Origin of the sequence: Nocardiopsis sp. LOL_012, from assembly GCF_048060475.1 — a bacterium.
Lineage (GTDB): Bacteria > Actinomycetota > Actinomycetes > Streptosporangiales > Streptosporangiaceae > Nocardiopsis.
Genome location: NZ_JBHMIV010000058.1, coordinates 1 through 12,499 on the forward strand (window position 1 = coordinate 1; position 12,499 = coordinate 12,499).

The following is a 12,499-nucleotide window of genomic DNA, read 5'->3' on the forward strand; positions in this document are numbered from 1 at the left end:
CGACGAGGGTGTCGCCGGGGTGGAGGAAGGCGTGGCACGCCTTCAGCTCGGGGCGCTCGTCGGCGCGGCCGGGCTTGGTGTCGGAGAAGATCCTGCGGCACCCGGCGGCCTTGAGGGCGTCGAGCTGGCGGTCGAGCTTCTGGGTTCCGGTGGAGACCCGGGCGTAGCCGATGCGGATCTCGGTGGGCACCGCGGGCTCGGCGGCGAACAGATCCGACTGGGCGGAGGCGTCCATGCCCCCGATCCTCTCAGGAAACGGTTCTGGAGGGTTGTTGAACACCCACGGTTTCTGAAGGGGTTTTTGAAGGACCTGACATCTTCTAGTGAGGAACCCCGACTCTGAAGAGCCGGGGTTCCTCACTAGAAGATGCTGAACTGGCCATTCCGTCGAGCGTCAACAGATGTGACAGTTGTCGGGACTCACCGTTCCGTTCCTACTCGGACCCCATCCTCGACACCGCCCACGACGGCCCCCAAGGCCGGGTCCTGACCGTGGAGTTCGAACTCTCCGGCCAGAGGGTCGTCGCCCTCAACGGCGGACCCGCGTTCACCTTCACCAAGGCGTTCTCCTTCCAGGTCCTGTGCGAGGGCCAGAAGGAGGTCGACGCGCTGTGGGGAGGCCCTCACCGCCGACGGCGGCCGGGAGAGCCACTGCGGCTGGCTCAAGGACCGCTTCGGACTGTCCTGGCAGATCGTCCCGGCCCATCTCATGGAACTGCTGCGCGACCCCGACCCCGGCCGCGCGCAGCGGGCCACCCGGGCCATGATGGGCATGCACAGGATCGACGTGGCCAAACTGCGACGCGCCGCCGACGCCGGGGGGCGCCGGGCGCCCCCGGCACACGCGGTGGTGCCTCCACCACCGTCGGCTCACGTGCTGGCGGCATCGCCCGGACCGGGCCCGGAAAACTACCGTGTCCACCATGAGCGGTGACAGCGCCCCCCACAGCAGGGCCCCCGGTGGCGGCCCTGCCCTGGCATGGGCTCTGGCCAACCTCTCCCGCGCCGCCGACGCCTACGGCTCCACCTGGCGCGCCCGCCTGGTCGCGGTCCTGCACCTGATGACCACCCTGGTCCTGGCCCTGCTCTACCTGCTGCCCGCTGTGCTGCTGCTGTCGGCGCTCACCTGGGCGGTCCTGCTGATCACCCCCCACCCGCCGTCCGTCCCCCAGACGCCCGCCCCCGGCCGCCCCGCCCTGGACGTGCTCCTCCTCGCGGCGGCACTGTGCGCGGCGGGTCCACTGGCCCGCCTGTCCTGCCGTATCCAGCGCGACCGGCTCAGGTCCGTCTTCGGCTTCGTGGAGGCCGACCCCGCGGACCCCGCGGACACCGGGTCCCCCGCCGCGCGTTTGTGGCGGTCCCTGTTCGGAGGCCGGGCCTGGGTCCGGGTGGCGCGCAGCACCGCCGCCGGGGCCTACGCCCTGCTGGCCGGCGCACTGGTCGTCGTGCTGGTGGTGTGCGCCGGCGCCGCCGCTCTGGGGGCACTGCTCGGCTTCGCCTACATCCTGGCCAGCGGCGCGCCCGGCGACCCGGCCGAAACGGCCCTGCTCATGGCCGCCGGCCCGGTCGCCTCCCTGCTCGGCCTGCGGCTAGCGCCCTACCTGGTGGCCGGGGAGGTGGCGCTCCACCGCGCCCTGCACCTGGAGGCCCCCGAGGTGCGCATGCGCCGGCGCCTGCTGCACGTCCAAGACAGCCGCCTGCGTATGGTCGACGCCGCCGAGTCCGAACGGCGCCGCATCGAACGCGACCTGCACGACGGCGCCCAACAGCGGCTCCTGGCCCTGTCCATGACGCTGACCCGCGCCCGCACCCGCCTGTCCTCCGACCCCGACGGGGCCCTGGAGCTGGTCGACCGTGCCCGGCGCGAGTCGGGGGAGGCCATGGAGGAGCTGCGCCGGATCGCCCGTGGCCTGCACCCGCGCGTGCTCACCGACCACGGGCTGCCCTCCGCCCTGCCCGTGGCCGCAGGGCGCTGCCCGGTCCCCGTGGAGATCGACGCGGACCTGGAACAGCGCCCCTCGCGCCGGGCCGAGGCCGTGGCCTACTACGTGGTGTGCGAGGCCCTGACCAACGCCGCCAGGCACGCCGGGGCCGGGCACGTCCGCGTCCGCGCCCTGCGCTTGGAGCGGCCCCGGGGCGGCGACCTGCTGCGCGTCACCGTCACCGACGACGGCGAGGGGGGTGCCGACCCGGAGGTGGGCACGGGGCTGTACGGCCTCTGGGACCGCGTGGACGCCGTCGATGGCACACTCACCGTCCACAGCCCCGCCGGAGCGGGCACCGCACTGACCGCCGACATCCCCTGGGAGGCATGAGCATGCACGAGCACACCGGCGGGGACGGGCCGCGCGTCATCATCGCCGAGGACTCGGTGCTGCTGCGCAGCGGTATGGCCCTGCTCCTGGAGGAGGCGGGGGTGCGCGTCGTCGACCAGGTGGGCGACGCCGAAGCCCTGCTGGCCTCGGTGCGCTCCCACCCCGAGGTGGACCTGTGCCTGGTCGATATCCGCATGCCTCCCACCTACTCCGAGGAGGGCATCGAGGCGGGGGTGCGCATCCGCCGCGACCACCCCGGCACGGCCGTTCTGCTGCTGTCACAGCACGTGGTGAGCCGCTACGCCTCCGACCTGTTCGGCGGCGGCGCCACCGGTGTGGGCTACCTGCTCAAGGACCGGGTCGCCGACATCGACGAGTTCCTGTCCGTGCTGCGCCGGGTGGCCGGCGGCGGGGCCGCCATCGACCCCGAGGTGGTCTCCCAGTTGCTCAGCAGCCGCCGCGACAGCGCCCTGGAGCGACTCACCCCCCGTGAGGGGGAGGTGCTGGAGGTCATGGCCCAGGGGCTGAACAACGCCGGGATCGCCGCGCGCTTGAGCGTCACCGAACGGGCGGTGGAGAAACACATCCGCTCGATCTTCACCAAACTCGACCTGGGCCAGGAGGAACACGACCACCGCAGGGTCCAAGCCGTCCTGCGCTACCTGCGCGGCGCCGACCGCCCCTGACCGGAGTACGACAGACGAGGAAGGGCCCCCTTCCGGAAAGGAACAGACGTGACATTCAAGGCCCGAGGGCTGTACGCCTCCTCCAGCAAGGAGCCGGGAGGGTTCCGTGCGGGTCCGCTGGTACTGCTGGGGGCCCTGGTCGCCGTGGTCCTGGTCGCCGCGGTAGCGCTCTCGGTACTGCGCGGCGTGGACGTGGACCGCCGCTCGCTCAGTGACGGCTTTCCCGGGGCCACCGCCCTGGAGATCGACAACCGCACCTCCGGCGAGGTGACCATCAGCGGCGGGGGAGAGGATGTCGTCCTGGAGCGGACGCTGCACGCCACCCCGTTCCAGGAGCCCGAGGAGCGCGTCGACCGGAGCGGCGAGCGGGTGCGGGTGCGCGCCGAGTGCGAGGGGCCCTGGTTCCTCGGCGACTGCGCGGTCGACTACGACGTGTCGGTCCCCGAGGGGACCGCCGTGGCCGTCGCCACCGCCGGCGGAAGCATTCGCGTCGCCAACGTCGAGGGCTCCCTCGAACTGTCCAGCGCCAGCGGAAGGGTCAGGGTGGAGGAGCACACCGGGGACGTGGAGGTGTCGACCGCCTCCGGGCGCGTGGAACTGGACGAGGTGCAGGGTTCGGCCTCGGTCGAGACGGCCTCAGGACGGATCACCGCCTCCGGGAGCGGTCCGGCGCTAAGGGCCACGACGGTCTCCGGCAGCATGGACGTGTCCGGCTTCACCGCCGAGACGGTGGAGGCCGAGTCCACCAGCGGCTCCCTGTCCGTGGGCGGCGGGTTCACCACCGCACGGATCTCGACCACCTCCGGCAGCGTCAGCGTCGACACCGGCAGCCCCTTCGATCTGCTGGAGGTGGACTCCACCAGCGGCAGTGTGCGGATCGACGTCCCCGACGGCAGCTACGACGTGCGGGGGGAATCGGTCTCCGGGGCGCGCACCGTGGACGTGGGCACCTCGCCGGAGGCCGACGCGCGTATCGACGTCGACACCGTCAGCGGGTCGGTCGGGATCGGCTAGGAACCGCTGGAGGGCTCGAAGCGCAGCGCCGCCCAGTCCGTGTCGATCGGCACCTGGGCGGTGCGGTGCCAGCCGGTCGCCTCCAACACCTTCCAGCCGCTGTCGGCGGTCAGGTCCGTGATGATCGTGCCGCCCCGCTGGGGGTAGCACAGCCACAGCCGGGTGCGGTGCCCCACCAGGTCCAGTGCCTCGGGCACCTCCCGGGTGACCGTGCCGCGGTCCAGCGCGAAGAAGTGGACGCCGTCGTAGCGGGCGCCCTCGACGGCCCCCAGGTCGATGTGGACGCCCTCGGGCGGCTGGAGCAGGCGCAGGTAGCGTTCGGGGGCGTTGAGGACGAGCAGACGGTCCCCGGACCGAACCCCCAGCCTGTGGGCGAGCGTGTCCGACATTCCCCCTCCGTTCGGTCTCCCGCGGCGAGCGGCTCGGCGATCCTCCCGCCACCGTACGGGCCCGCGCCGGTGAAACCGAACACCCGCCCCACCGCGAACGGGACATGACGGTCTTTTTACGATGTACACATGACACATGATGCGGGCGTACTGCGCTGGGGCGTGGCCGGAACCGGCGGTATCGCGCACACCTTCCTCGAAGCCCTGAAGACCACCCCCGGCGCGCAGGTCACCGCGGTCGGCTCGCGCACCGCCGAGCGGGCCCGCGCCTTCGCCGACACCTGGGGGATCCCCCGGGCTCACGGGACCTACGAGGACCTGGCCGGCGACCCCGGCGTGGACGCGGTCTACATCGCCGTCCCCCACCCGGCCCACCACCCGCACACCCTGGCGTTCCTGGAGGCGGGCAAACACGTGCTGGTGGAGAAGCCCATGGCGATGAACGCCCAGCAGGCGTCGGAGATGGTGGCCGCCGCCCGCACGCAGGAGCGCTTCCTCATGGAGGCCATGTGGACGCGGTTCCTGCCCGCATACCGGCTGGCGCGCGAACTGGTCGCCGACGGCGCGATCGGGCCCCTGCGCTCGCTGTCGGCGGAGTTCGGCTTCAGCGCCCCCTACGACCCCGCCCACCGTCTGTTCGACCCCGCACTGGGCGGCGGGGCGCTGCTGGACGTGGGCGTCTACCCGCTGGCGCTGGCCTCCCACTTCCTGGGCGACCTCACCGTCGTGGGCGCCACCCGGCAACTGTCGCCCGACAACACGGTCGACACCCACACCGACGTCCTCGTGCGCGGCGCCGACGGCGCGTCGGCGGCCCTGCGCTGCGCGACGCGCTCGGCGATGCCCAACCGCGCCGTGCTGGTCGGTGAGGAGGGGTGGCTGGAGCTGGACCGCTCCTGGGCGCCGACCGAGGTGGTGCTGCACCGCCGGGGCGGGGAGCCGGAGTCCTTCCAACGGCCCTGGCGCGCCAACGGCTACGAGTACGAAGCCGAGGAGGTGGCGCGGTGCGTGGCCCGGGGCGAACTGGAGAGCCCGGACATGCCGTGGGAGGAGAGCCTGCGCCTGGCCCGGCTGGTCGACCGGATCCGCGACGTGGCCGCCTTCGCCGACGCACCGCCCGAAGGCTCCGCACCCCGCTCCTGACCCGCCCGACCCATCGGCCTGTGTTCACCGGGCCGCCGTGACGGCGACGGCCTCCACCAGTTGCCCGGGGTAGCCCGGCACGGTCACGCCGAGCAGGGTGCTGGGCGCGTCATGGCCGCCCATGTACAGCTTGACCTCGCTCCAGGCGGCCACCGGGTCCTCGCGGTCGCCGACAGGTGAGCGCCGAAGGCGACACCGCCGCGTGAGAGCGCCCCCTCACACCGTCCCGGCCCCGTCGGGGACCAGGACGCTCAGGCACGTCACCGAGCCCTCCAGCTTCTCGAACTCGGAGATGTCCACCGGGACCACCCGCCACCGGCCGGCGGCCAGCGCACGGATCGTGGCGGGCGCGGCCGCACTGACCATCACCTCCCGCCCGCCCAGCGGGAGCACGTGTGCCCCCGGCTCCTCGGACACCGCGCGCACCGGGGCCATCGCCCCGGCCTCCACCAGATGGGGCAGGCCGATCAGCGACCCGTCGGGCAGGGCGGTCACCGCCGACTTCAGGTGCACCGCAGCTCCCAGGCCCACCGGCTCCACTTCGTACCCCAACGGCTTGATCAGGCGTGCCAACTGGTCGGCCCCCTCCAGATCGGTGCGGCCGCCCACCCCCACGTAGACGCGCGCCCCCACCCGGAGCACGTCCCCGCCCTCCAGGGTCCCCGGCGGCTCCACCCGCGCCACACGCAGCCCCATCGACCGCACCGACGCCTCCACACCCTCGACCTCGCCGCGCCGCTCCTGAGCACCCGGACGGGTCAGCACCGCCAGATCACCGCACACCACCACGGTGTCCTCCACGAACACCGAGTCGGGGTGCTCGGGCGCCGGATCGACCTCGCGCACGCGCCAGCCCGCCGAAGCCAGCACCTCCTGGTAGATCACGTACTGGCGCATGGCCAGCACCGGGTCCACCGGCGTGCGGGGTATGTGCGTGACGATGCCCCGCGCCAGGTCAGGGCCGGGCCTGCGGGTCAGAGCGACACCCGCACTGGTGTAACCGTGCACGGCAGGACCTCCAAGGGGGTCGGGAGCGGGGAACGGGTCGAAGCGCAACCTACCCGCGCGGGCGGCCGCGACCCCCTCGCGCCACGCGGGCCGGGCGGCTTGTCCGCAAACGCCCCGCACGGCAGGGTGGATCCATGGATGTGATCATCGTCGGCGGCGGGATCGTGGGCGCCAGCGCCGCGTTCCACCTGACCAGAAGGGGCGTGTCCACCGCCCTGGTGGACGCCGCCCACCCGGGGCAGGCCACGGCGGCCGGCACCGGAGTCGTCTTCCCCTGGCCCTTCCCCTGGGACGCGCCCGCGGTGTGGGAGTTCAAGGCACGCGCCGCCGCGCACTACCCCCGCCTCATGGACGAACTGGCCCGCGACGGACACCTGACCGGCTACGAGGCGGTCGGGGGCATGTCGGTGGACCGCGAGGGCGACGACGCCGGATACGAACTCCTCCACACCCTGGCGCAGCGGCCGGAGCTGGCCACCATGGGCCGGGTGGAGCGGCTGCCCGCCGGAGAGCCGACCCGCCGCTTCCCCCTGGTCCCCGAGGCCTACGGCGGCGTCCACATCGAGGGCATGGCACGCGTCAACGGCCGCCGCGCCCGAGCCGCCCTGTTCAACGCGGCCGAGGAGCGGGGGCTGCGCTACCACAAGGGCCGCGCGCACCTGGCCTGGAACGGCCACCGCGTCACCGGGGTGAGTGTGGACGGCGAAGAACTGGAGGCCGCGACGGTCATCGTCGCCGCCGGCGCGTGGTCGGCCGACCTGCTGGCGGCCACGGGCACGGACCTGCCCCTGTTCCCGGTGCGCGGCCAGATGACGCACTTCGCGCTGCCCGGAACCAGCACACGCCGGTGGCCGGTGGTGCGCTTCGGCGAGCGCGACTACTTCGTGTGCGCCTTCGGCCCCGACCGGGTCGTCACCGGCGGCACCGTCGAGCCCGAGGCCGGGTTCGACCTGCGCACGACCGCGGGCGGGCTGCTGCACAACCTGTCCACCGCTGTGGAGGTGCTTCCCTCGCTGGCCGAGGCCACCGTCGTGGAGACCCGGGTGGGTCTGCGCCCGGGCACCCACGACGGGCAGCAACTGCTGGGGGCCCTCGACCACCTGCCCGGCGTGGTGGTGGCCACCGGTCTGGGCGGCCAGGGGCTGACCTTCGGCCCCTACCAGGGGCTGGTCGCCGCACGCTTGGCCACGGGCGAGGACACCGGACTGGACCTAGCGGTGTTCCGCCCCGACCGCCCCGCCGCCTGAGATCGCGTCGGCCCAAGGCGCGCCTTCCACCGCGTCGGCCCCGCCATGGCCCACGATGACCCGGTAGGAGACCTCCCGCTCAGAAAGGCGGCCCCGGTGGAGAGCACGGTCACGGCGAGCCTGACACCGCTGCTGGTCATCCTGTTCGCGGCCGTGCTGGCGCCCCTGGCCGCGGACGTGGCCGCCCGCTGGTTCGTCCTGCCCGGCGTGGTCCTGGAGATCGCGCTGGGCATCGTGATCGGCCCCTCGGGGATCGGCCTGGTCGAGGAGACCGAGATCGTCGCCGCCGTCTCCGGCATGGGTCTCGCCCTGCTGATGTTCATGGCCGGCTACGAGATCGACGTCGCACGGGTTGCTGGAGGAACACTGCGGCGTGCCGGTTCCGCGTGGGCCCTCTCCCTGGCCCTGGGGTTGGCCGCCGCCTGGCTGGTGACCGACGGCCTCCAGGTCGCCCTGATCATCGGTCTGGCCCTGACCACCACCGCGCTGGGCACCCTTCTGCCGATCCTGGGCGACGCGGGCGTCCTGGACTCTCCGCTGGGCACCCGCCTGCTCGCCTCGGGGACGGTGGGCGAGTTCGCCCCCATCGTCGTGGTCGCCCTGCTGTTGAGCGGGTTCCGGCCGCTGACCGGAACACTGCTGCTGCTGGTCTTCTTCGCCGTAGCCGGACTCGCCCTCTGGCGGATGGGACGCCGCCCCTCTCCCCGCGTGCAGAGAATGGTCCGGGCGACCCTGGGCACCAGCGCCCAACTCGCCGTCCGTCTGTGCCTGCTGGTCGTGGTGTTCATGCTGTGGGTGGCCACCGGGCTGGGGCTGGACAGCGTCCTAGGGGCCTTCGCCGCAGGGGTCATCGTCCGCACCATGCTGGTCAACAACCACCCCGGCGAGGCACAGCAGGTCGAGGAACGGATGATGTCGATCTCCTACGGCCTGTTCGTCCCGGTGTTCTTCGTGGTCACCGGGGTGCGCTTCGACCTCCAGGCCCTGGTGTCGGAGTGGTCCGCGGCCGCCGCGATCCCCCTGTTCCTCGCGCTGTTCCTTGTGGTGCGCGGGCTGCCGGTGTGGCTGGTGTGCCGGGACGGGCTCAGCCGACGCGAGGGCGCCGCCCTGGCCCTGTTCTCCTCCACCGCGCTGCCCCTGCTGGTGGTCCTGACCGCCATCGGCACCGAGACCGGCGCCCTGGACTCGGCGCACGCCGCCGCCCTGATCGGTGCGGGCATGGTCTCGGTCCTGCTCTTCCCCCAGGCCGGGCTGGCACTGGTGCGCCGCGGCCCCGAACGGGCCGGTAGGTAGCGGTACTCAGGCGCACGGCCCCGGGGAGGGCCACCATAGTGCCATGAACCCCTTCATCCCCCGTCCGCGGGCCACCTCACAGTTCTACCTGCAGTCCATCATCGCCTTCGCCGCCTCCTCCATCGGCGCGGGCGCGGGCATCGTCTACCTGCCCGTCGACCTGTGGATGCGCGCCTTCCTGGGCATGAGCGTCCTGTTCGTCATCACGTCCACCTTCACCCTCGCCAAGTGCGTACGCGACCGTCAGGAGGACGCCCTCGCCGAGGAGATGGCGCAGCAGTACCCGCCGATGCCGGTATGGAACGGCCCTGAGCAGCCCCAGCCGCGCCCCTGACCCGCCCACGCGCCGGTGCTGCGCTAGATTCGTCCCAACAGTTGCGTGAGGGATCCGGAGAGGGAACGTGGGCGGGGCACAGGACATCGACATCGCGCGCAAGGTGCTGGCTGACCAGCCCTTCAGTGCGCTGCTGGGCACCCGCCTGGCCTCCTACGGCGGCGGCGAGGCCGTGCTCGAACTCGACGTGCGCGAGGACCTGTGCCAGCAGAACGGGTTCGTGCACGGCGGTGTCCTGGGCTACCTGGCCGACAACGCGCTTACCTTCGCCGCCGGCTCCGCGGTCGGAGCCGGCGTCCTCACCGCCGGGTTCACCATTGACTACCTGCGCCCGGCCGGCGGGACCGCGCTGCGCGCCCGCGCCCGTGTCGTCCGGGCCGGGCGCACCCGCGTGGTGTGCCGCTGCGACGTGAGCGCCCTGGACGGCGCGGGCACCGAGACGCTGTGTGCCACGGCCCAGGGCACCGTCTCGGTCCTGGAACCGCCCCGCACCCCCTGACTTGCCCCCCGCGCAACGGTCAATACCGCCCCATATTCGGTCCAGAGTGCGTTTCGTTCCCCTGGTCGGGGACCCCCCGTCCCTCACGCTGGCCCCACACCGCCGCACCTGCGGACGGGCCCGGGACGTGAGGAGCGAACGTGGGCGGAGCGGGCAGCGAGAGCGCCGAGGCCGCGGCCGGAGGCGAGATCAACATCGTCCACGTCACGATGATCGCCGCGGCCGCGGCCATGGGCGGCTTCCTCTTCGGCTACGACAGCGCGGTCATCAACGGCGCCGTCGACGCCATTCGGGAGCGGTTCGGGGTGGGGCCAGCCACCCTCGGCTTCACCGTCGCCGCCGCCCTGCTGGGCAGCGCGCTGGGCGCGGCCGTCGCGGGCGCCCTCGCCGACCGGTTCGGCCGCATCCGCGTCATGCAGATCGCCGGCGTGCTGTTCGCAGCCAGCGCCATCGGTTCGGCGCTGCCCTTCTCGGTGTGGGACCTGACCCTGTGGCGGGTGGTCGGCGGCACCGCCATCGGCATGGCGTCGGTGATCGCGCCCACCTACATCGCGGAGGTCTCCCCAGCCGCCTACCGGGGCCGCCTGGCCGCCCTGCAGCAGTTGGCGATCGTCCTGGGCATCGCCGTGTCCCAACTGGTCAACTACGCCGTGGCCCAGTCGGCCGACGGCAGCGCGCACAACGACCTGGGCCCCGTCCAGGCCTGGCAGTGGATGCTGGGCATCGAGGTGCTGCCCGCCCTGATCTACCTGCTGCTGAGCCTGACCATCCCCGAGTCGCCCCGCTACCTGGTGCGCACCGGGCGCGACACGCAGGCGCGCAGGATCCTGGCCGAGGTCGAGGGCGGATCGGCGATCCAGGTGGAGCGCCGCATCGCGGAGATCCACACGGCCCTGGGCACCGAGCGGCGCCCGCGCCTGCGGGACCTGGCCGGGCGCTACGGGCTGATGCCGATCGTGTGGATCGGCATGGCCGTCTCGGCGTTCCAGCAGCTCGTGGGGATCAACGTCATCTTCTACTACTCCAGTTCGATGTGGCAGTCGGTGGGGGTGGCCGAGACCGACTCACTGCTGCTGAGCCTGTTCACCTCGATCGTCAACATCCTCGGCACGTTCGTGGCGATCATGCTTGTGGACCGCCTGGGGCGCAAACCCCTGCTGCTTGTCGGCTCGGTCGGTATGACGGTGTCCCTGGCCCTGACAGCCCACGCCTTCAGCCACGCCCGGGTCGTCGGCGAACAGGCCCAGCTCCCCTACGGGTGGGCCGTGGCCGCGCTGGTCTCGGCCAGCGCCTTCGTGCTCTTCTTCGCCCTGTCCTGGGGCGTGGTGGTGTGGGTGCTGCTGGGGGAGATGTTCCCCCTGCGGGTGCGTGCCGCCGCCATGGCCGTGGCCACCGCCACCCAGTGGCTGACCAACTGGCTGGTGACCGTCACCTTTCCGACCCTGCGGGACTGGAACCTGAGCGGGGCCTACTACATGTACGCGGCCTTCGCGCTGGCCTCGTTCTTCTTCGTATGGCGCTTCGTGCGCGAGACCCGCGGCAAGACGCTGGAGGAGATGGAGGACCTGGCCCGGTAGCCCTACTCCAGGTCGATGAGGCGCTCCAGGTACTCCTCCCGGTCGATCTCCCCGCGCGCGTAGCGCATCCGCAGCTCTTGCAGTGCGGGGTCGGCCGCGCGCGGCCGCGCCTCCTCCTCGGTGCCCGGACCGGTCAGGCCCGAGCCGGAGGCGGCCAGGACGACGGTGACGGCCACAGCCGTCAGCAGCAGGATCGTGAACAGGCTCATCACGAAGGCCATGGTGCGCTCCCGAAGACATCAGGGTGCGGGAAATGCCCTTGTGTTCCGGTGTACCCGGGCAGGTGCGCCGGACACCACGGAGCCGTCTGGCGGGCACGGCGCAGGAGGTTACCGCGAGCCTCCGGTGGGCACACACTCCGCGGAGGTGGCCATGGCCGACCACTGCCCCGCCGGAGCGCACGACTGGCAGCAGGGTCCCAACGGGACCCGGCGGTGCTCCCGCTGCGGGGCGATCAGCTCACGCAACTACGAGGCGTTCCGTCCGACCTCCTGGGGGCGGCACTCCGTACAGCCGGGGCGGCACGCCGCACCGTAGTTGTTCATGCTCATCGACCGGCACCTGGTGCACAGCAGCCGTTTGGAACCGGCCGGCTGGTGCACCCACATGTGGTGGCCCATCCGGCAGATCCCAGACGGGGCGATCCTGGTGTCCTCGCTCGAAGCCATGGACGCACCGTAGCGAACACTCCCGGTCCGCGCCAGGTGTTCCCCCGGCAGCGGGGGCGCGCCCCGCCCGAGGCCCGCGCTCAGTCCTGGCGCACGTGTTCGGCCCGCACCGACTCGAAGAACGGATCCACCTGGCGCAACTGCTCCTGGATCACGTGCGCCAGGTACGGTCCCAGATCCTCGTCGTCGCCGAGCCCGTGCTCGTCACGGAACCGCCTCTCCTGCTGCGGCTCCATGACGAGCTGGAGGTCGACCCTGCACAGTTTCATCAGTTTGTTGGGCGTGGAGACCCGGTCCTTCAAGCCGGGAAGGAAACGCCCTCTCCT

The 12,499-nt window shown here is 72.4% G+C and carries 18 protein-coding genes and 1 pseudogene; 13 read left to right on the plus strand and 6 right to left on the minus strand.

What is annotated here, in order from left to right; all coding sequences use genetic code 11:
* Positions 1-178: recombinase family protein (locus tag ACFHWE_RS22975; RefSeq protein WP_416603971.1), on the minus strand; the 178-nt coding region annotated here is incomplete at its 3' end.
* A gap of 314 nt (positions 179-492) precedes the next feature.
* Here ACFHWE_RS22975 and ACFHWE_RS22980 point away from each other — a divergent pair.
* From ACFHWE_RS22980 to ACFHWE_RS23000, 5 genes and pseudogenes are all read left to right on the plus strand, one after another.
* Positions 493-549, plus strand: a pseudogene (locus ACFHWE_RS22980) (hypothetical protein); the annotation flags it as partial.
* 160 nt (positions 550-709) lie between these two features.
* Entirely contained in the window at positions 710-934 is a 225-nt protein-coding gene (locus tag ACFHWE_RS22985; protein ID WP_416603972.1) for a hypothetical protein, read from the plus strand.
* Positions 924-2,315, plus strand: a complete 1,392-nt coding sequence (locus ACFHWE_RS22990) for a sensor histidine kinase (RefSeq protein WP_416603955.1) — start codon at positions 924-926, stop codon at positions 2,313-2,315. The genes ACFHWE_RS22985 and ACFHWE_RS22990 overlap by 11 nt, the downstream gene beginning before the upstream one ends.
* The gene (locus ACFHWE_RS22995; protein ID WP_416603956.1) at positions 2,312-3,001 is read left to right on the plus strand and encodes a response regulator transcription factor; all 690 of its coding nucleotides are present in this window, start codon (positions 2,312-2,314) and stop codon (positions 2,999-3,001) included. The genes ACFHWE_RS22990 and ACFHWE_RS22995 overlap by 4 nt, the downstream gene beginning before the upstream one ends.
* 48 nt (positions 3,002-3,049) lie before the next feature.
* Entirely contained in the window at positions 3,050-4,015 is a 966-nt protein-coding gene (locus ACFHWE_RS23000; protein ID WP_416603957.1) for a DUF4097 family beta strand repeat-containing protein, read from the plus strand.
* Here ACFHWE_RS23000 and ACFHWE_RS23005 read toward each other — a convergent pair.
* Positions 4,012-4,404, minus strand: a complete 393-nt coding sequence (locus ACFHWE_RS23005) for a hypothetical protein (RefSeq protein ID WP_416603958.1) — start codon at positions 4,402-4,404, stop codon at positions 4,012-4,014. The genes ACFHWE_RS23000 and ACFHWE_RS23005 overlap by 4 nt on opposite strands.
* Before the next feature lie 129 nt (positions 4,405-4,533).
* Between ACFHWE_RS23005 and ACFHWE_RS23010 the strand changes: the two genes are divergently transcribed.
* Entirely contained in the window at positions 4,534-5,547 is a 1,014-nt protein-coding gene (locus tag ACFHWE_RS23010) for a Gfo/Idh/MocA family protein (protein WP_416603959.1), read from the plus strand.
* A 24-nt stretch (positions 5,548-5,571) separates the two neighbouring features.
* On the opposite strand, the gene ACFHWE_RS23015 is transcribed toward ACFHWE_RS23010, so the two are convergent.
* Together ACFHWE_RS23015 and ddaH are read right to left on the minus strand one after the other, a co-directional pair.
* Entirely contained in the window at positions 5,572-5,700 is a 129-nt protein-coding gene (locus ACFHWE_RS23015) for a hypothetical protein (RefSeq protein WP_416603960.1), read from the minus strand.
* A 63-nt stretch (positions 5,701-5,763) separates the two neighbouring features.
* Complete coding sequence (ddaH, locus tag ACFHWE_RS23020; RefSeq protein ID WP_416603961.1) at positions 5,764-6,555, minus strand: dimethylargininase; 792 nt, start codon at positions 6,553-6,555, stop codon at positions 5,764-5,766.
* Between the two features lie 134 nt (positions 6,556-6,689).
* On the opposite strand from ddaH, the gene ACFHWE_RS23025 reads away from it, so the two are divergent.
* From ACFHWE_RS23025 to ACFHWE_RS23045, 5 genes are all read left to right on the plus strand, one after another.
* On the plus strand, positions 6,690-7,802 hold the full coding sequence (locus tag ACFHWE_RS23025; RefSeq protein WP_416603962.1) for an NAD(P)/FAD-dependent oxidoreductase: 1,113 nt from the start codon (positions 6,690-6,692) through the stop codon (positions 7,800-7,802).
* 96 nt (positions 7,803-7,898) lie between these two features.
* Positions 7,899-9,095, plus strand: coding sequence for a cation:proton antiporter (locus ACFHWE_RS23030; protein WP_416603963.1), 1,197 nt, complete (start codon positions 7,899-7,901; stop codon positions 9,093-9,095).
* 43 nt (positions 9,096-9,138) lie between these two features.
* Positions 9,139-9,429, plus strand: a complete 291-nt coding sequence (locus tag ACFHWE_RS23035; RefSeq protein ID WP_416603964.1) for a YiaA/YiaB family inner membrane protein — start codon at positions 9,139-9,141, stop codon at positions 9,427-9,429.
* A gap of 67 nt (positions 9,430-9,496) precedes the next feature.
* Entirely contained in the window at positions 9,497-9,928 is a 432-nt protein-coding gene (locus ACFHWE_RS23040) for a PaaI family thioesterase (protein WP_416603965.1), read from the plus strand.
* 140 nt (positions 9,929-10,068) lie between these two features.
* Positions 10,069-11,505 carry a sugar porter family MFS transporter gene (locus tag ACFHWE_RS23045; protein WP_416603966.1) on the plus strand — a complete coding sequence of 479 codons (1,437 nt, stop codon included), beginning with the start codon at positions 10,069-10,071 and terminating at the stop codon, positions 11,503-11,505.
* Between the two features lie 2 nt (positions 11,506-11,507).
* Here ACFHWE_RS23045 and ACFHWE_RS23050 read toward each other — a convergent pair whose 3' ends face one another.
* On the minus strand, positions 11,508-11,726 hold the full coding sequence (locus ACFHWE_RS23050; protein WP_416603967.1) for an SHOCT domain-containing protein: 219 nt from the start codon (positions 11,724-11,726) through the stop codon (positions 11,508-11,510).
* 124 nt (positions 11,727-11,850) lie between these two features.
* On the opposite strand from ACFHWE_RS23050, the gene ACFHWE_RS23055 reads away from it, so the two are divergent.
* Positions 11,851-12,042, plus strand: a complete 192-nt coding sequence (locus ACFHWE_RS23055; protein WP_416603968.1) for a hypothetical protein — start codon at positions 11,851-11,853, stop codon at positions 12,040-12,042.
* A gap of 6 nt (positions 12,043-12,048) precedes the next feature.
* The gene (locus ACFHWE_RS23060) at positions 12,049-12,186 is read left to right on the plus strand and encodes a hypothetical protein (protein ID WP_416603969.1); all 138 of its coding nucleotides are present in this window, start codon (positions 12,049-12,051) and stop codon (positions 12,184-12,186) included.
* A gap of 67 nt (positions 12,187-12,253) precedes the next feature.
* On the opposite strand, the gene ACFHWE_RS23065 is transcribed toward ACFHWE_RS23060, so the two are convergent.
* The coding region (locus tag ACFHWE_RS23065) for a hypothetical protein (protein ID WP_416603970.1) at positions 12,254-12,499 on the minus strand (246 nt) is incomplete at its 5' end.

Bases quoted from the DNA above. Each gene is read 5' to 3' on its own strand.
- ACFHWE_RS23005 (WP_416603958.1), bottom strand. From the start codon at position 4,404: ATGTCGGACACGCTCGCCCACAGGCTGGGGGTTCGGTCCGGGGACCGT.
- ACFHWE_RS22990 (WP_416603955.1), top strand. From the start codon at position 924: ATGAGCGGTGACAGCGCCCCCCACAGCAGGGCCCCCGGTGGCGGCCCT.
- ACFHWE_RS23050 (WP_416603967.1), bottom strand. From the start codon at position 11,726: ATGGCCTTCGTGATGAGCCTGTTCACGATCCTGCTGCTGACGGCTGTG.
- ACFHWE_RS22995 (WP_416603956.1), top strand. From the start codon at position 2,312: ATGAGCATGCACGAGCACACCGGCGGGGACGGGCCGCGCGTCATCATC.
- ACFHWE_RS22985 (WP_416603972.1), top strand. From the start codon at position 710: ATGGAACTGCTGCGCGACCCCGACCCCGGCCGCGCGCAGCGGGCCACC.
- ACFHWE_RS23060 (WP_416603969.1), top strand. From the start codon at position 12,049: ATGCTCATCGACCGGCACCTGGTGCACAGCAGCCGTTTGGAACCGGCC.
- ACFHWE_RS23010 (WP_416603959.1), top strand. From the start codon at position 4,534: ATGACACATGATGCGGGCGTACTGCGCTGGGGCGTGGCCGGAACCGGC.
- ACFHWE_RS23035 (WP_416603964.1), top strand. From the start codon at position 9,139: ATGAACCCCTTCATCCCCCGTCCGCGGGCCACCTCACAGTTCTACCTG.
- ACFHWE_RS23025 (WP_416603962.1), top strand. From the start codon at position 6,690: ATGGATGTGATCATCGTCGGCGGCGGGATCGTGGGCGCCAGCGCCGCG.